The sequence below is a fragment of the Polaribacter pacificus genome (genome assembly GCF_038024035.1).
Lineage (GTDB): Bacteria > Bacteroidota > Bacteroidia > Flavobacteriales > Flavobacteriaceae > Polaribacter > Polaribacter pacificus.
This window is the reverse complement of record NZ_CP150664.1, coordinates 2,167,187-2,183,537: the sequence shown is the minus strand read 5'-3', so window position 1 is coordinate 2,183,537 and position 16,351 is coordinate 2,167,187. Positions and strand designations below refer to the sequence as shown.

The window sequence follows — 16,351 nt, the reverse complement described above, 5'->3', positions numbered from 1 at the left end:
TCCTTTTATGATAGTTTCAAAATAATTACTTCTCCTTTTTTAAAGGACTCTCCTTTTCTTTTAGATTGCTTAACAACTGAACCTGTTCCAGAAAACTTTACTTTTAATCCCATGTTTTCTAATAATGAAATTGCATCCATTCCAGACATTCCATAAACGTTCGGAACTTTAGTAACTTCGCCTAATTCTTTTTTATAATAAGAGTCATATGCTTCATTGATCTCTTTAAAGTTTGGCGTATCAGTTACTTGCTGAACATTAACTGGCGTGGTGGTGTAAATTTTTTGAGCAATCTCTTTAAATACTGGTGCTGCCACAGTTGCTCCGTAATAACCCTTTTCTTTCTTTGGTTCATGAATGACTACGATGCATGAATACTTTGGATTATCTGCAGGAAAAAACCCTGCAAAAGAAGCAACATAAAGTTGATTTGAATAGCCTCCGTTTACCGCTTTCTTGGCTGTTCCAGTTTTTCCTGCCATTGAAAAATTTGGAGAGTAGATATTGTCTGCTGTTCCTTTAATAACCACATTTTCTAATACCTTTCTTACCTTATCAATGGTTTCTTGGCTAGCTATCTTTTTAATCATCACCTCTTTCTCAAAAACCTCATCCGTTTTATTCTGCACTCTCAATTCTTTGATAAAACGCGGCTTCACCATTTCTCCATTATTGGCTACTGCATTGTAAAATGTTAGCATCTGTAATGGTGTAAATGAAACCCCATACCCCCATGCCATCCATTCTAATGAAATTTTATTCCATACTTTTTTATTGGCTGGTGAAGGAATAAAAGGTGCGCCTTCTCCTTGTATCGGCAATCCTATTTTACTTCCTAATCCAAAAGAATTTATTTTATCGATAAACTTTTGAGGATTCTCATCATAGTGTTCTCTTATTAACTTTACAATACCAACATTGGACGACACTTCAATAACTCGCCCTGCTGATATTTTTCCGTAACCACCTCGGTGAGAATCTTCAACTTTACTACCGTGTAGCATTAAAATACCTCGCTCTGTATCAACAACCGTAGAAGTGTCTATAACCTTATCTTCTAAAGCCACCATTAAACTAGCTAGTTTAAACGTTGAGCCTGGCTCTTGAGTTTCCCAAATGGCATAATTTCTCTTTTCATAATAAGTGCCTTCTGAGGTTCTCCCCAAATTTGCTATGGCTTTAATTTCTCCTGTAGCCGTCTCCATAACAATTGCACAACCGTGATCCGCCTCAAAATACTCCAACTGACGAAGTAAAGCATGATGGGTAATATCTTGAATATTAACATCTAGCGTCGTAATAACATCTCTCCCATCAATAGGCTCCTTTTCATTTCCGCTGTTAATAGGCTTCCATTGCCCCTTGGCAATTTTCTGCTTTAATCGCCAACCATTTTCACCTTCTAAATATTCAGCAAAAGCTCCTTCGATTCCTGCTCCCCCTCTATAATCATCATAGCCAATGGTTCTCTCTGCTATCTTTCCAATTGGCTTTACCCGAACTGTTTTTTGCTCAGTAATAAAACCTCCACGATAAGGACCCAACTTAAAAATTGGAAATTGCTTCATTTTTACATAATCGATATAGCCCAAATCTCTAGCAATGAGTAAGTACCTGTTTTTTTGTTTTCTTGCCAGTTGCAGTTTCTCTTTATAATAAGCTGGTGTTTTCCCTAAAAGATCGGCTAATGACTTTGCCAATCCTGACAAATCTCTATCGAATATTTTTTTCTGAACAGACATTAAATCCATTCGAACCGTATACTTATACATAGAAGTAGCCAACAAATTTCCATCCGCAGCATATACATTGCCTCGGTTAGAAAAAATAGTGTCATTCTTTATGGTATTTGCTTTCGATTCCCCGCGCAATTCATCCCCTTGAACATATTGTATATTAAAAACGCGGATAAATAAAACCACAAAAAAAAGCGTCATTAAAGCAGTGACTACGTATAGTTTGTTTAATATGCTTTTTTTCTGGGTTGACAAGGCTAATCTTTTTTATAGGTTATTTTTATTTTTTTTGGTGAGGTTTCTGAAGGCGCCAATCCTTTAAGCTTCACTTGCTGTCGGATATTAGACTCCATTTTCATCCGCATCAATATGGTTTTCGTATCAATATACTCTGCCCTAACTTCTCTTTGCTCTTTGTTTAAAGTTGCAATTTTTTGAACTTTTCCATCAACTCGATGGCCGCTAGAAATCATGATCAGCAAAAGCAGCACAACAAAGATGATTATCCGCCAGTTTTTAAAAGCAGACGCATCTGTAAGGAAACTCCCTCTCAAAATATCGTATACGTTCTTTTTGACTCTTACATTCATCTTACTTTGGCGTTGCAACTCTTAATTTAGCACTACGAGCCCTATTGTTCTGTTTAATTTCTACCAGGGTAGGCACGATCAACTTCCCAACTTTTTTCAAGGGAACAGTTATATTTCCAAAAAAATCTTTTTCGGGCTCGCCACTAAATAAACCAGTTTGAATAAATCTTTTAACCAACCTGTCTTCTAAAGAATGATAAGAAATTACACTTAACCTCCCGTCTTCCATTAACAAATCTGGCGTCTGTTCTAAAAACTCTTTTAAAACTTCCAATTCTTGATTTACTTCAATTCGCACAGCCTGAAAAATCTGCGCTAATATTTTATGTTCTTTTGCAGTAGGCAAATGCAATTTTAAAACAGCTTTCAATTGAGAACTGGTTAAAATCTCTTGCTCACTTCTCGCTTCAACAATGGTTCTTGCTAAGGCTCTTGCATTTCTTAATTCTCCATACTGAAATAAGATATCCGCAAGCCTATCTTCTGGATATTTATTGATGATTTTTTTTGCTGATAAGGTCGATTTCTGATCCATTCTCATATCCAAATCTGCATCAAACCGCGTCGAAAACCCTCTTTCTGCAACATCAAACTGATGAGAGGAAACCCCTAAATCAGCCAAAATACCGTCTACTTTTTTAACTTTATAGAACTTTAAAAAACGTGATATGTGACGAAAATTTTCTGCAATCAAAACAAAACGATCATCATCAATTTTATTCTCCCAAGCATCTGGATCCTGATCAAAAGCAAACAACTTCCCATTTGGTCCCAACTGACTTAAAATCTCTCTAGAGTGACCACCACCTCCAAACGTAACATCTACATAAATGCCATCAGGCTTAATAGCCAATGCATTTACACTCTCTTCTAACAATACTGGATTATGATAACTCATCTGCCTCGGTATTACCCATTACTTCTTCTGCCAATGCTGCAAAATCTAACGCTGCATCATCAATAACTTTTTCATAACTATCCTTATCCCAAATTTCAACAATGTTTACCGCAGAAGACAATACGATCTCTTTTTCTATCCCTGCAAAATGACATAAGTCTTTCGGAATTAGCAAACGACCAGATGCATCCAACTCTACTGTTTTTACACCTGCGGTAAATCTTCGAATAAAATCATTGTTCTTTTTTACAAATCGGTTAAGCTTGTTAATTTTTTCCATCATCAAATTCCACTCCGCCATTGGGTATAATTCTAAACATGGCTGAAACACACTTCGCTTTAACACAAAACCATCGGCCAAAACAGTTTGCAATTGCTTTTTGAGAGCTGATGAAATCATCAATCTCCCTTTAGCATCAGCCTTTGCTTCATATGTACCAATGAGGTTTATCAAAACGTTGTTTGTTATGGATTTGTTTTTCAAAAATATAAATTTTTTACCACTTTTTACCACTTTTTACCACTTTGTTGATAAGTTTTGTGTTTTCAGGTAAATGATTGACTATCTACCATCTAAATCCCTTGAAATTGAGAATTCATTAAAAATGGATATGTAACAAAAAAAAACTACATTTGCGCTTAAGTCAAATGAAATAGACAATGACGAAAACATTAAAAACAGAAGGCAACTTTACCTATGCAGAAGCCGGAGAGGGACAAGCAATAATTATTTTGCACGGTCTTATGGGCGCACTAAGTAATTTTGACAGCACCTTTGACCATTTTTCCGCAAAAGGATATAAGGTTTTAATCCCCGAACTCCCTTTGTATTCATTGCCTTTATTAAAAACAAACGTTAAAAATTTAACGAAATTTCTACACAGTTTTATCACCTATAAAAAACTAGATAAAGTTGTCTTATTGGGCAATTCTTTAGGAGGGCATATAGGCTTGTATTTTACCAAACACTACCCAGATAAAGTAGCTGCTTTGGTTTTAACAGGAAGCTCTGGTTTGTATGAAAACTCAATGGGAGATAGCTACCCTAAAAGAGGTGATCGCGGTTATGTAACCAAAAAAGCACAAGATGTTTTTTACGATCCTTCTATAGCAACAGAAGAACTTATTGACGATGTTTACGTGGTGATTAATGATCGAAATTCATTAATTAGAACTTTATCAATTGCCAAAAGCGCTATCCGTCATAATATGGCAAATGACCTGCCTACCATGCAGCAACCAACCTGTTTAATCTGGGGAAAACAAGACAAGGTAACCCCGCCAGAGGTTGCTATTGATTTTAACAAGCTTTTACCAGATTCTGATTTATTTTGGATTGATAAATGTGGTCATGCGGCCATGATGGAAACTCCAGAAAAATTTAACGAAATTCTAGAAAATTGGCTTAAGGAAAGAAACCTATAACCATGAAAATTAAATCGGCAGATTTTATCATCAGTAATACTGATGTGTACAAGTGTCCTACAGAAAGAATCCCAGAATACGCTTTTATAGGCAGATCTAACGTAGGGAAATCTTCGTTGATCAACATGTTGATGGAACGAAAAGACTTGGCTAAAATATCAGGAACACCCGGTAAAACCCAATTGATTAATCATTTTAAAATTAACGACAGTTGGTTTTTAGTGGATTTACCTGGGTATGGATACGCTAAAGTTTCTAAAAAAATGCGTGCTGGTTTTCAAAAATTTATTGAGGATTATTTTATTCAAAGAGAGCAATTGGTCTGCACCTTTGTTCTGGTAGATAGCAGACATGATCCGCAAAAAATCGATTTAGATTTTATGCGCTTTTTAGGAGAAAAGGGCATTCCTTTTTGCATCGTTTTTACCAAAGCAGACAAACTAGGAAGCTCAAAACTAAACAAGCAAATTGTCTCTTATAAAAAGAAATTATTAGCCACTTGGGAAACTGCACCCATGTCATTTCTCACCTCTTCATCAACAGGTCTTGGACGTAAAGAATTCTTAGATTTTATTGACGGTGTAAATGCAGACATGGCAGAAGAATTTAAATAAAAAGCCATGCAATCATCCAAAGAAAATTTACAAATTTTATTGGAAGACAATCACTTAATTATTATCAACAAACGCCCTGGAGACATCTCTCAAGGAGATAAAACTGGTGATACACCTCTAAGTGATGTTGTCAAGGCTTATATCAAAGACAAACACCAAAAGCCCGGCAATGTTTTTTTAGGCGTTGTACATCGCCTAGACAGACCCACCTCTGGCATTATTATTTTTGCAAAAACATCAAAAGCTTTAGAGCGACTTAACAAAATGCTTCGTGAAAAAAGCATACAAAAAACCTATTGGGCAGTTGTTAAAAACGCTCCAAAAAAGCAAGAAGACACACTCATTAATTTTCTGAAAAAGAACCCAAAAAATAACAAATCCACTGTTTACGGCAAAGAAATTGAAAGCAGCAAAAGAGCTGTTTTGCATTACAAATGCATTAAAAAATTAGATAATTACAGCCTTTTAGAAGTTGATTTAGAGACGGGAAGACATCATCAAATTAGAGCACAACTCTCTGCAATTGGATCTCCAATTAAGGGCGATTTAAAATACGGTTTTAACAGGAGTAATAAAGATGGAAGCATCCACTTACACGCTCGTAGAATTAATTTTACCCATCCTGTTAGCAAAGAACAAATAAGCCTAACAGCTCCTGTTCCTCAAGATGTCATCTGGAATTCTTGTCAATAATTTTTCGTACATTGAGACCTATTTGTTTCATTTATGAAAAGCATAAAATACCTTTCTTTTTTACTGTTACCTTTAAGTGTTGGCATTGCTTTTACCACAAATGGCTGGATTAGCTATTTACCTGTATTCCTTTTTTTTGGATTGCTTCCTATTTTAGAATACGCCTTTCCTCCGAATGCTAAAAATTTTGACAAAGAAACGGCTAGTAAAGAAAAAGAAAATAAAATCTACACCTACATACTATACCTAACCATCCCTATTCAGCTCTTTTTTTTAGCGTGGTTTTTTACCGTAATTCAAGAAACCCAACTAACAACAAGCACTTATATTGGCAGAGTTTTTGGCATGGGTTTAATGTGTGGAGTTCTCGGTATTAATGTGGGTCATGAATTAGGGCATCGCAACAATCGTTTTGATGAGTTTTTAGGAGAACTTTTACTGCTTACCTCTTTAAACACTCATTTCTTACCCTACCACAATGCAGGACATCACAATAATGTAGCCACTCCAAAAGACGCTGCCACTGCACGACTTAACGAGCCCTTATATCTTTTTTGGATTCGCTCACATACCACTAGTTATCTCCAAGCTTGGCAGCTAGAAAATGCCCGATTGCAAAATAGCGGACGCCACTGGTTTCACCCACAAAACAGAATGGTCATTTACACGCTCTGCTCAATAACCTTATTGAGCGCTATCTTTGCCTTTTACGGAACTTTTGTTTTAGCCGCTTTTATCTTGGCCAGTATGGTTGGCATACTTTTATTAGAAACAGTCAACTATATTGAGCATTACGGACTCTTGAGAAAGCAAAAAGAGAACGGTCGTTATGAGCGAGTAAAACGAACCCATTCTTGGAATTCAGATCATGTCTTAGGACGCCTGATGCTTTTTAATTTATCAAGACACTCTGACCATCACTATAATGGAAGCAAGCATTATCAATTATTAAACTCAGTTCCAGAAAGCCCACAAATGCCCACTGGCTACCCCGGAATGATGCTTTTAGCATTGATTCCGCCTTTATGGTTTAAATTTATGAACAAAAAAATACAAGCCTTTTAATCTATGGACATTCCTAAATTAGTACAAGAACAAAAGCATTTCTTTAAGAGTCAGCAAACAAAAAATCTGGACTTTAGAATCAGTCTCTTAAAAAAACTATTGGTCGCAGTTCAAGAAAAAGAGCAAGACATCATTTCTGCCCTTCATAAAGACTTTAAAAAGTCAGAGTACGAGAGTGTCATGACAGAAACTTCGATTGTGATATCGGAACTTAAATCAAGCATAAAAAACCTCCGTTCTTGGGCAAAACCAAAAAGAGTATTTCCCGCATTATTAAATTTTCCATCATCGAGTAAAATCTACAAAGAACCTTACGGAGCAGTCTTGGTTATTTCTCCTTGGAATTATCCATATCAACTAGCCTTAGTCCCTTTAATTGGAGCTATTGCTGCTGGGAACACAGTGGTATTAAAACCTTCTGAATTAACTCCTCACACCAGTAAAATAACCAAAGAAATTATCGAAGCTGTTTTTGCTTCCCAACTAGTTGCTGTGGTAGAAGGAGGTGTTGAAGTTTCTACAGCGCTGCTTGAAGAGCGTTGGGATTATATCTTTTTTACAGGAAGTGTACAGGTTGGTAAAATTATCGCCAAAGCTGCAGCTAAACACCTAACTCCTATCACACTTGAGTTAGGAGGTAAAAATCCATGTATTATAGATGACACAGCTGCCATTGCTTTAGCTGCTAAAAGAATCGTTTGGGGTAAATGTATTAATGCTGGTCAAACCTGTATCGCACCCGATTATTTAATCATACATAAAAAGGTTAAAGATGAGTTTGTACGTTGTTTTCAAGAAGAAGTTACCAAAGCTTACGGCCTAAACCCACAAGAATCTAAAGACTATCCAAGAATTGTAAACGAGAAGAATTTTGATCGTTTAGCCAATATGCTTAGCAATGAAAAAATACTAGTTGGAGGAAACACAGACAAAGAAACTTTATACATAGCCCCTACTTTAATTGACAACCCATCCATGGACAGTGAAGTAATGAAAGGGGAGATTTTCGGCCCAATATCACCCGTACTAACATACAAGGATGAGGCGGAATTGGAGGCTCTAATTCTTCGATATGAAAAACCATTAGCTCTTTACGTCTTTACAAAAAGAACTGCCTTCGCCAAACAAATCATTCGAAATTTTTCTTTTGGCGGTGGAACGATTAATGACACAACGGTACATTTTGCCAATTCGAGATTGCCTTTTGGAGGTGTCGGAGAAAGTGGTATTGGCAACTATCACGGCAAGCGTACTTTTGATTTATTTTCTCACCACAAGGGCATGGTTCATCGTTACAATTGGCTTGATGTTCCGGTAAGATACGCCCCATACAAAGGCAAAGTAGCCCTATTAAAAAAATTTATGAACTTGTTCTCATAAACACTCACCATGGAAGAAAAAACAGTTTCAGCAGCTATAGAATACAGACGATCTGTCCGGGTGTATGACCCTGAAAAACCACTAGACACTGCTCTTGTTAAAAAATGCATTCAACAGGCGAGTCTTGCTCCAACGAGTAGCAATCTCCAACTTTGGGAATTCTATCACATTACTTCTAAAAGTATGATAGAAAAAATAAGCCCTTTGTGCTTTAATCAAAATGCTGCAAAAACAGCGCAACAGCTCGTTGTCTTTGTGGCTAGAAAAGATCTATGGAGAAAACGAGCCAAAGCCAATCTAGCACATATAGACAGTCTCTACCCCAAAAGCCCTGGGAGTAAACCTAGCAGTAGAGAGCAGTTTGCAAAAAACTATTACAGCAAATTGATTCCGTTTACCTATGTAGATTTTTTTGGTCTCTTTGGATGGATTAAATACCTTATCATCTTGATTATTGGAATTTTTAAACCCATTTATAGAGAAGTGCGGCAAAAAGACATGCGCATCGTTGCTCATAAAACAGCAGGACTTGCTGCTCAAAATTTTATGATTAGCATGGCCGCAATCGGTTATGACACTTGCCCTATGGAAGGTTCTGATACTTGGCGTGTTAAGCGTTTATTGGGCTTGCCAAGAAGCGCAGAAATTACTATGATTGTATCCTGCGGAATCCGCAAACCAGAAGGAGTTTACGGAGAACGCTTTAGAATTCCATTTGAAGAGGTGTATCGAGAGGTTAAATAACTCTTTACTTACTCTTTTGGCTTAAAGAGCAACAAACTTCCAGAATCTTTAATTTCTTTTTGATTTAGTTTCATCGGCACAAACTTTCCTTCTAAGTACTTTTGTGCTTGATCCTTATAATGATCGCTAAAAATATTTCCAGATTGCCCAGTCGGAAGGATTCCTAAACTGTTTTCTACATCTGAAAAATCAATTACTCTTCGGGATGATGGACCTGCCGTTATTTGGTAAACACCGCTTGCATCCAAATTAAATATTTGATTGTTGATCACCTCATTACCTCCTCGAGTTTTAAAAGGCCCTACATTAAAAATTGATCGCAAGGCTGCCACCTTGCCCATCGGATGATTATACTCAACAGAAATTACACGATCCCAAGTCCAATCATCGATGTTTTCACCCAATTGTTTCTGTAAAAAAGCAATGGCTTGCTGAAAGGCTTTGGTAGTAATTTGCCCTTTGTTTTCTTTGGTGTTTTTAGTACTAATATCATCCCACCAAACTGACTTCTCTTTTGCTGCCAATAGCGCAACTGCCTTGTCCTGAAATGGCGTATTGATAAATTGATCAAAACTAACCCCCAACTCATCTTTGAAAGTCCCTACTAAAAACTCATATAAAAAACGGTTGTAAATTGTTGGCGCAAGACTGGATTTTCCATAAAACCCATCCCAATATTTTAAAATCTGTAAACTTTTTCGCTCACTCGCAGACAGAGAATTTTTATCAATCGATTTTTCTAAATCAGATATTAAAACAGGTGTGCTAGCAGAGGTCACATCATAAAGCATCGCTGCAACATCCTCTTTGGTAAAATCATTTTTTGCCTCAAGTAATTCAACAATTCTTTTTGCTCGATCCTCTGGCAAATAATATCCCGGATAGAAGCCGTTTTTTATACTGTCAGGCTGATTGTTAGCAGAATACACATAATTCCAACTTGGATTTATCGCCTGAGGATTTTCTTCAAAATCAAAATAACTGGTTATTTCATCCGTTCCAGATGCCCCATCTAAAATGGTCTTGGTATTCAGTTTTCTGCCATGCTCATACAATGCTCCTGAAGCAAACCAAGCAATATTGTCTTTGGCATCTCCGTACATAATATTTAAACCTGGCGCATGTAATTTACTAGCTCCCTCTTTAAAATCACTTAAAGATTCTGCATGAGACAACTCATAAGCTACCTCTAACAATTGATTGTTAATCTTGGTGTAAACCCATTGCATGGCCATAGGTCTTTCTTCATGAATAAAATCAATTAGATCATTCATAACAGGTCCGTGTTTACTCACTTTAATTTGATAGACCGTGTCTTTAGCGTCTTTAATTTTAATTTTTTTATCTAAGATGGCATATTTTTTATAACCATCTGCGGTTTTGTACTCTAAAGGATTGTTTGGATTGTTTTGTTCAAAATAAAAATCGATATCGTCATTTTCAAACATGGTCAACCCATAAGCATAACTTCTGTTGTGTCCTAATAACGGAAAAGGGGTCAAGGCCAAATTAAAACCATACATTTCATAGTCTGGAGTTTTTATATGTGATTGATACCAAACAGCAGGCTGTGCAAATCCAATATGTGGATCATTGGCAAAAATGACTTTTCCTTTTTTAGTTTTTTCAGCTCCAAGCACCCATGAATTACTACCGATAAATGGTGAAACTGGTAGTTTTTTATACATTTCCTGAAGTGAAGAAGCTAATTCAGAGGTGATTTCAGCATTTTTTTGATTGTGAATGAGTGTGGTATTTATCACTTTAGGACCGCTTATATCTTGTAAATAATCTTCTCCTAGTTTTTCTTTAATCTCAGTTAGCAATGGATCTATTTTATGAGCAGCAGCAAAACTAAAGGCCATATATCCAAACACATTGTATACATCTTTAATTGTGTATTGTTCTTTTTTTAACCCTACTAAGTAAAATTCTATTGGCGTTGGTCCTTCATTAATAAATTGATTGATTCCATTTAAATAAGCCATGGTTAATTGATATGCCTTAGAACTTGTATCGAGTTCTCTAATGGTTTTGGCTGCATTCTCTTCAATTCCCAAGCCCGAAAAAAACACATCGGTTTGCAATAAATCCTTACCAAATACTTCTGATAATCTACCTGCTGCGATTCTTCTTATCAGCTCCATTTGCCAAAGGCGATCTTGGGCATGAACATAACCTAATGCCGTATAAGCATCCTGTTGATTTTGAGCAGAAATATGCGGCACTCCTACTTCATCATAGTATACTTTTACCTCTTCGGAGATATTTTGAAGTTCTAAATTCCCTTCATATTTTGGATGTAACGTTCTGCTAAACAGCCAAAGCCCTAAAACGCTTAGAATTAAAAAAACAGCAACAATTTTTAGGATTTTCTTTAACAACTTCATGAATTTGTGTTTGATTTTCTTCAAAGATAACAGAAATTAAATTTGTATTTTTGTTGTTACGAAAATTCAATTTCATGAAAAAAATACAAATGGTTGACCTTCAAGGTCAATACCAACACATAAAAGAAACTGTTGATGCCTCAATCAAAGAAGTTTTAGACAGTTCTACATATATTAATGGACCATTGGTTCATGAGTTTCAAGCCGATTTAGAAAAATACCTCAATGTAAAACACGTAATACCATGTGCCAACGGTACCGATGCATTGCAGATAGCAATGATGGGCTTAAATTTAGAGCAAGGGGATGAAGTAATCACTGCAGATTTTACTTTTGCCGCTACCGTAGAAGTCATTGGTTTGTTAAAATTAACTCCGGTCTTGGTTGATGTAGAAATTGACAGCTTTAATATGGATATTGAAGCTTTAAAAAGGGCCATTACTTCAAAAACCAAAGCCATTGTTCCTGTACATTTATTTGGTCAATGTGCTAATATGGAAGCCATTTTAGAAATTGCCAAAGAACACAATTTATTTGTTATAGAAGACAATGCACAAGCAATTGGAGCCGATTACACTTTTTCTAACGGAACCAAAATGAAAGCTGGAACTATCGGAAATGTTGGGACTACTTCATTTTTCCCTTCTAAAAACCTTGGATGTTATGGTGATGGTGGCGCAATCTTCACCAACGACGATGCACTTGCTCATACGCTTAGAGGAATCGTAAATCACGGAATGTACACCCGTTATTACCATGATGTAGTTGGAGTAAATTCTCGTTTAGACAGCATTCAAGCAGGAGTGTTAAAAGCAAAATTACCTTTCTTAGATGCCTATTGCGAAGCACGTAGAACGGCTGCTAAATTCTACAATGAAGCTTTTTCTACAAATGAGCATATTATTACACCTAAATCATCGAGTTGTGGTGACATTTGCGACACCTGTAACTGCCATGTTTTCCATCAGTATACACTGAGAATTACAAATGGAAAAAGAGATGAATTGCACAAGCATTTGCTTGCAAAAAACATTCCAAATGCCATTTATTATCCTGTGCCTTTACACAAGCAAAAAGCCTATGTAGATGACCGTTATAATGAAAAAGACTTCCCTGTAACCAACCTGTTAATAGAAGAGGTCATCTCATTGCCAATGCACACAGAATTAGACAACGAGCAATTGGCATATATAACAGAAACTATTTTAGATTTCATTTCTTAACTTATTAAAAAATGGAAGTAAAAAAAATACTTGTAACCGGAGGACTTGGTTTTATAGGGTCGCATACCGTAGTTGAATTACAGCAATCAGGCTTTGAGGTGCTCATCATCGACAATTTATCAAATACTCGAATAGAGGTACTTGATCAGATAACTTCAATTACAGGAATTCGTCCACATTTTTTTCAAATTGATTTAAGAGACAAGGCTCAGGTTTCTGCTTTTTTTGAAATGAATAAGGTAGATGGAATAATTCATTTTGCTGCCTATAAAGCTGTTGGAGAAAGTGTTCAGGAGCCTTTGGCTTATTATGAAAACAATATCGGGTGTTTGGTCTATATTCTTCAAGAAATGAAACAAAAAGGGTTGGATTGCTTTATTTTTAGCTCTTCTTGTACAGTTTATGGACAAGCAGATGAATTACCTATTACTGAAAATGCTCCTAATAAGCCGGCAGAATCTCCTTATGGAAACACAAAGCAGATTGGTGAAGAAATCATTAAAGAAAGTTGTAGCGCATATGATTTAAACGCCATTGCACTGCGATATTTTAATCCTATTGGAGCACATCCAACTGCTAAAATTGGAGAATTACCGCTCGGAATTCCACAGAACTTAATCCCATTTATCACTCAAACTGCAGCTGGAATCAGAAAAGAATTATCGGTTTTCGGGAATGATTATCCAACACCTGATGGCACTGCAATTAGAGATTATATTCACGTAGTTGATCTTGCAAAAGCACATATTGCTGCTTTAGAACGCCTACTTGATAGGAGAAACAAAGAAAATTTTGAGTATTTTAATATTGGAACAGGAACTGGATCTTCTGTTTTAGAAGTCATTAAATCTTTTGAAAAAGTGAGCAATCAAAAGCTCAATTATAAGATTGTCGACAGACGTGAAGGAGATGTGATTTCTGCCTATGCAGATACCACACTTGCAAATGCAGAACTTCAATGGAAAACAGAGAAGAGCCTTGAAGAAGCACTTTCTTCTGCTTGGGCCTGGCAATTAAAACAATAAGATGACCGTTTTTTTTCATTAAAAAATACTATCTTTCAGCAAGCATCTTTAATCTTTTTTACTCGTTAAGCAGCACCTATGGCTAGATTTATTAGAAAACATCACCGTGAAATTGGTGCTTCTCCAGATGACTTTATATTTGTAGGAGATAAAAAAACTGATCATGTAACGCTTCGAATTATTGATTATGACAAAAATAATTTAGAAGAAATACAAATCAATACGGTAGAAGAAGCCATAGCTTATCAAGAAAAAAAAACAACCACATGGTTTAATGTTGATGGCTTAGACACTATTGATGTAATGCGTAAAATTGCAGGGGGCTTTGCGTTGGATAATTTTATTCTTGCCGATGTCATGGACACCCATGTAAGACCAAAGGTCCAAGAGTATGACAATTGCCTATTTGTCTCTCTTAAAATGCTTCAAGTTGATAATGAAAGTCACTTGATTTCTTTTGAAAACCTAAGCTTGATTCTTACCAAAACAGTACTTATTTCTTTTCAAGAAAAAAAAGGAGATGTCTTTGAACCCGTAAGAGATCGGATTCGAAAACAAAAAAAGCGCCTAATAACATCAGGACCTGATTATTTACTTTTTGCTTTACTTGATGTTGTGATTGACAACTATATTTACATTCTAAGTATTTTAGGAGAAAAAATAGAGAGCCTAGAAGACAACCTGCTTCACAATACAGAAAAAAGAATTATAGACAGTATTAATGTTCATAAAAGAGAATTAAATTTTTTACGAAAACACATACATCCTGTTAGAGAAATGCTGCTAACTCTAGCAAAAATTGATTCTGATTTTATCAATCCTAAGAACAGTGTCCATTTTAAAGAACTGCAGAACAATATTGATCATGCCTCAGAAATTTCTGATAGTTATCGCGAAATTTTATCGGATCAATTAAATATATATCACACAACAGTGAGTACCAAGTTGAATGAAATCATGAGGTTTTTAACTGTTTTTTCGGTGATTTTTATTCCGCTTACTTTTATTGCGGGCATCTACGGGACCAATTTTGATGTATTGCCAGAGCTTCATTATAAGTATAGCTACTTTATCATGCTGGGCGTAATGGTTTTAATTACCATCGTCATGCTTATTTACTTCAAAAAGAAAAAGTGGTTTTAAGAAAAAATCTAAAAAAGCGTCATTTTTGACAGTTTTTAAGCTTTTTTTGCATGTTTTTAATGATTTTTTGCAGTTTTTCATCAAAAAAAGCCGTTTTTTTGATTTTGATACTTCAACAGAAGCGCATTATTGTTGATATATTCGTAAAACATCTAGGTTGGTTTTTGCAATTTGACATTAATCCCTTGAAAAAAAAGGTTTTAACGTTTATAAATTGACATGAGCAGGTCATCTCCGTATCTTTGTAGCATATTAATTAAATGATACTAGACTCCATGAAACTGATTACAATTAAAAGAAAAACACGTTTAGAAAAAAGGTTTACTCCAAAAATGGGAGAACTTCACACCAATGTAACTTACATTAAAAAAACACTTCTAAACATTGTTCCTTTAGAAACTATTCACAAATACAGAGAAACTTATTACGGAAAAGTAAAAGACTGTGAAGACTGTGTTTTAACCAAATAAAAAAATCCCGCTAAGTTTAGCGGGATTTTTTTTATCGTATAGAAAAAATTAAATAGCTGCACCACTAGATGTCACGCTTCTATCAATTTTTCGCATTAAGCCTTGTAAAACCTTCCCCGGTCCAACTTCTACAAATTCTGTAGCTCCATCAGAAATCATCTGCTGAATAGATTGCGTCCATTTTACTGGAGCCGTTAATTGAATCATTAAGTTTTTCTTTATTTCTGCAGGATCAGTTACTGCACTGGCTGTAACATTTTGATATACTGGGCAAGTAGGCTCACTAAATACTGTTGCCTCAATAGCTGCTGCCAACTCTTCTCTTGCTGGCTCCATTAACGGTGAATGAAAGGCTCCACCTACTGGTAAAATGATTGCCATTTTAGCACCTTTTTCTTTTAAAATTTCACAAGCCTCTTCTACTGCTTTTAACTCACCAGAAATTACCAATTGCCCAGGGCAGTTGTAATTTGCAGCTACCACAACACCAGCAATCGATGCACAGGTTTCTTCTACCAAAGTATCCTCTAAACCGATTACCGCAGCCATTGTTGAAGCTTGTAATTCACAGGCCTTTTGCATAGCCATGGCTCTTTTAGAAACAAGTCTTAACCCGTCTTCAAAAGTAAGTACACCATTGGCAACCAAAGCAGACAGCTCTCCAAGTGAATGTCCCGCAACCATTTCGGGTTGAAATGAATCACCCAAGACTTTTGCTAAAATAACAGAATGCAAAAACACAGCTGGTTGAGTTACTTTGGTTTCTTTTAATTGCTCTGCAGTACCTTCAAACATGATGTCTGTAATCGCAAAGCCTAAAATTTTATTAGCCTGTTCAAATAGTTCTTGTGCAATGGTTGATTGTTCATACAAATCCAATCCCATTCCTGTAAATTGAGCTCCTTGTCCAGGAAAAATATATGCTTTCATTTATTTGTTTTTAATTCATTGTTTG

16 protein-coding genes are annotated in these 16,351 nt (G+C 35.9%); 10 read left to right on the top strand and 6 right to left on the bottom strand.

All coding sequences use genetic code 11. The features are described from left to right. Window positions 1–5: 5 nt before the first annotated feature. From WHC90_RS09920 to mraZ, 4 genes are read right to left on the bottom strand one after another with little or no spacing between them, the layout of a single operon-like run. Window positions 6–1,937, bottom strand: coding sequence for a penicillin-binding protein (locus tag WHC90_RS09920; RefSeq protein ID WP_188598606.1), 1,932 nt, complete (start codon window positions 1,935–1,937; stop codon window positions 6–8). 56 nt (window positions 1,938–1,993) lie between these two features. Then, window positions 1,994–2,326 carry an FtsL-like putative cell division protein gene (locus WHC90_RS09915; RefSeq protein ID WP_188598316.1) on the bottom strand — a complete coding sequence of 111 codons (333 nt, stop codon included), beginning with the start codon at window positions 2,324–2,326 and terminating at the stop codon, window positions 1,994–1,996. Between the two features lies 1 nt (window position 2,327). After that, window positions 2,328–3,224 (bottom strand): 16S rRNA (cytosine(1402)-N(4))-methyltransferase RsmH, encoded by an 897-nt coding sequence (gene rsmH, locus WHC90_RS09910; RefSeq protein ID WP_188598315.1) that lies wholly within the window; start codon window positions 3,222–3,224, stop codon window positions 2,328–2,330. Next, a complete protein-coding gene (gene mraZ, locus WHC90_RS09905) occupies window positions 3,211–3,678 on the bottom strand; it encodes a division/cell wall cluster transcriptional repressor MraZ (RefSeq protein WP_188598605.1) in 468 nt (155 codons plus the stop codon). Before mraZ ends, rsmH begins: the two co-directional genes overlap by 14 nt. A gap of 206 nt (window positions 3,679–3,884) precedes the next feature. Here mraZ and WHC90_RS09900 point away from each other — a divergent pair, with 206 nt between their 5' ends. Genes WHC90_RS09900 through WHC90_RS09875 form a run of 6 tightly spaced genes read left to right on the top strand, consistent with a single transcriptional unit; the run spans window position 3,885 to window position 9,145 of the window. Then, window positions 3,885–4,649, top strand: a complete 765-nt coding sequence (locus WHC90_RS09900) for an alpha/beta fold hydrolase (RefSeq protein ID WP_188598314.1) — start codon at window positions 3,885–3,887, stop codon at window positions 4,647–4,649. A gap of 2 nt (window positions 4,650–4,651) precedes the next feature. Then, window positions 4,652–5,263: a ribosome biogenesis GTP-binding protein YihA/YsxC gene (gene yihA, locus WHC90_RS09895; RefSeq protein WP_188598313.1), complete on the top strand. Its 612-nt coding sequence runs from the start codon at window positions 4,652–4,654 to the stop codon at window positions 5,261–5,263. A gap of 6 nt (window positions 5,264–5,269) precedes the next feature. After that, window positions 5,270–5,956 carry an RluA family pseudouridine synthase gene (locus tag WHC90_RS09890; protein WP_188598312.1) on the top strand — a complete coding sequence of 229 codons (687 nt, stop codon included), beginning with the start codon at window positions 5,270–5,272 and terminating at the stop codon, window positions 5,954–5,956. A 33-nt stretch (window positions 5,957–5,989) separates the two neighbouring features. Further along, entirely contained in the window at window positions 5,990–7,021 is a 1,032-nt protein-coding gene (locus WHC90_RS09885) for an alkane 1-monooxygenase (RefSeq protein ID WP_188598311.1), read from the top strand. Window positions 7,022–7,024: 3 nt separating this feature from the next. After that, entirely contained in the window at window positions 7,025–8,401 is a 1,377-nt protein-coding gene (locus tag WHC90_RS09880; RefSeq protein WP_188598310.1) for an aldehyde dehydrogenase, read from the top strand. Between the two features lie 9 nt (window positions 8,402–8,410). Then, the gene (locus WHC90_RS09875; RefSeq protein ID WP_188598309.1) at window positions 8,411–9,145 is read left to right on the top strand and encodes a nitroreductase family protein; all 735 of its coding nucleotides are present in this window, start codon (window positions 8,411–8,413) and stop codon (window positions 9,143–9,145) included. A gap of 8 nt (window positions 9,146–9,153) precedes the next feature. Here the strand turns inward: WHC90_RS09875 and WHC90_RS09870 are convergent, their stop codons facing one another. Then, entirely contained in the window at window positions 9,154–11,535 is a 2,382-nt protein-coding gene (locus WHC90_RS09870; RefSeq protein ID WP_188598308.1) for a penicillin acylase family protein, read from the bottom strand. Window positions 11,536–11,609: 74 nt separating this feature from the next. Here WHC90_RS09870 and WHC90_RS09865 point away from each other — a divergent pair, with 74 nt between their 5' ends. From WHC90_RS09865 to WHC90_RS09850, 4 genes are all read left to right on the top strand, one after another. Next, window positions 11,610–12,758 carry a DegT/DnrJ/EryC1/StrS family aminotransferase gene (locus tag WHC90_RS09865; RefSeq protein WP_188598307.1) on the top strand — a complete coding sequence of 383 codons (1,149 nt, stop codon included), beginning with the start codon at window positions 11,610–11,612 and terminating at the stop codon, window positions 12,756–12,758. Between the two features lie 11 nt (window positions 12,759–12,769). Then, on the top strand, window positions 12,770–13,783 hold the full coding sequence (gene galE, locus WHC90_RS09860) for a UDP-glucose 4-epimerase GalE (RefSeq protein ID WP_188598306.1): 1,014 nt from the start codon (window positions 12,770–12,772) through the stop codon (window positions 13,781–13,783). Window positions 13,784–13,861: 78 nt separating this feature from the next. Continuing rightward, the gene (gene corA / locus WHC90_RS09855; RefSeq protein ID WP_188598305.1) at window positions 13,862–14,926 is read left to right on the top strand and encodes a magnesium/cobalt transporter CorA; all 1,065 of its coding nucleotides are present in this window, start codon (window positions 13,862–13,864) and stop codon (window positions 14,924–14,926) included. 275 nt (window positions 14,927–15,201) lie between these two features. Further along, window positions 15,202–15,396, top strand: coding sequence for a hypothetical protein (locus WHC90_RS09850; RefSeq protein WP_188598304.1), 195 nt, complete (start codon window positions 15,202–15,204; stop codon window positions 15,394–15,396). Between the two features lie 48 nt (window positions 15,397–15,444). On the opposite strand, the gene fabD is transcribed toward WHC90_RS09850, so the two are convergent. Continuing rightward, on the bottom strand, window positions 15,445–16,326 hold the full coding sequence (fabD, locus tag WHC90_RS09845; protein WP_188598303.1) for an ACP S-malonyltransferase: 882 nt from the start codon (window positions 16,324–16,326) through the stop codon (window positions 15,445–15,447). Window positions 16,327–16,351 lie beyond the last annotated feature (25 nt).

Bases quoted from the DNA above. Each gene is read 5' to 3' on its own strand.
- WHC90_RS09920 (WP_188598606.1), bottom strand. From the start codon at position 1,937: ATGACGCTTTTTTTTGTGGTTTTATTTATCCGCGTTTTTAATATACAA.
- WHC90_RS09915 (WP_188598316.1), bottom strand. From the start codon at position 2,326: ATGAATGTAAGAGTCAAAAAGAACGTATACGATATTTTGAGAGGGAGT.
- rsmH (WP_188598315.1), bottom strand. From the start codon at position 3,224: ATGAGTTATCATAATCCAGTATTGTTAGAAGAGAGTGTAAATGCATTG.
- WHC90_RS09900 (WP_188598314.1), top strand. From the start codon at position 3,885: ATGACGAAAACATTAAAAACAGAAGGCAACTTTACCTATGCAGAAGCC.
- yihA (WP_188598313.1), top strand. From the start codon at position 4,652: ATGAAAATTAAATCGGCAGATTTTATCATCAGTAATACTGATGTGTAC.
- WHC90_RS09890 (WP_188598312.1), top strand. From the start codon at position 5,270: ATGCAATCATCCAAAGAAAATTTACAAATTTTATTGGAAGACAATCAC.
- WHC90_RS09885 (WP_188598311.1), top strand. From the start codon at position 5,990: ATGAAAAGCATAAAATACCTTTCTTTTTTACTGTTACCTTTAAGTGTT.
- WHC90_RS09880 (WP_188598310.1), top strand. From the start codon at position 7,025: ATGGACATTCCTAAATTAGTACAAGAACAAAAGCATTTCTTTAAGAGT.
- WHC90_RS09875 (WP_188598309.1), top strand. From the start codon at position 8,411: ATGGAAGAAAAAACAGTTTCAGCAGCTATAGAATACAGACGATCTGTC.
- WHC90_RS09870 (WP_188598308.1), bottom strand. From the start codon at position 11,535: ATGAAGTTGTTAAAGAAAATCCTAAAAATTGTTGCTGTTTTTTTAATT.
- WHC90_RS09865 (WP_188598307.1), top strand. From the start codon at position 11,610: ATGAAAAAAATACAAATGGTTGACCTTCAAGGTCAATACCAACACATA.
- galE (WP_188598306.1), top strand. From the start codon at position 12,770: ATGGAAGTAAAAAAAATACTTGTAACCGGAGGACTTGGTTTTATAGGG.
- corA (WP_188598305.1), top strand. From the start codon at position 13,862: ATGGCTAGATTTATTAGAAAACATCACCGTGAAATTGGTGCTTCTCCA.
- WHC90_RS09850 (WP_188598304.1), top strand. From the start codon at position 15,202: ATGAAACTGATTACAATTAAAAGAAAAACACGTTTAGAAAAAAGGTTT.
- fabD (WP_188598303.1), bottom strand. From the start codon at position 16,326: ATGAAAGCATATATTTTTCCTGGACAAGGAGCTCAATTTACAGGAATG.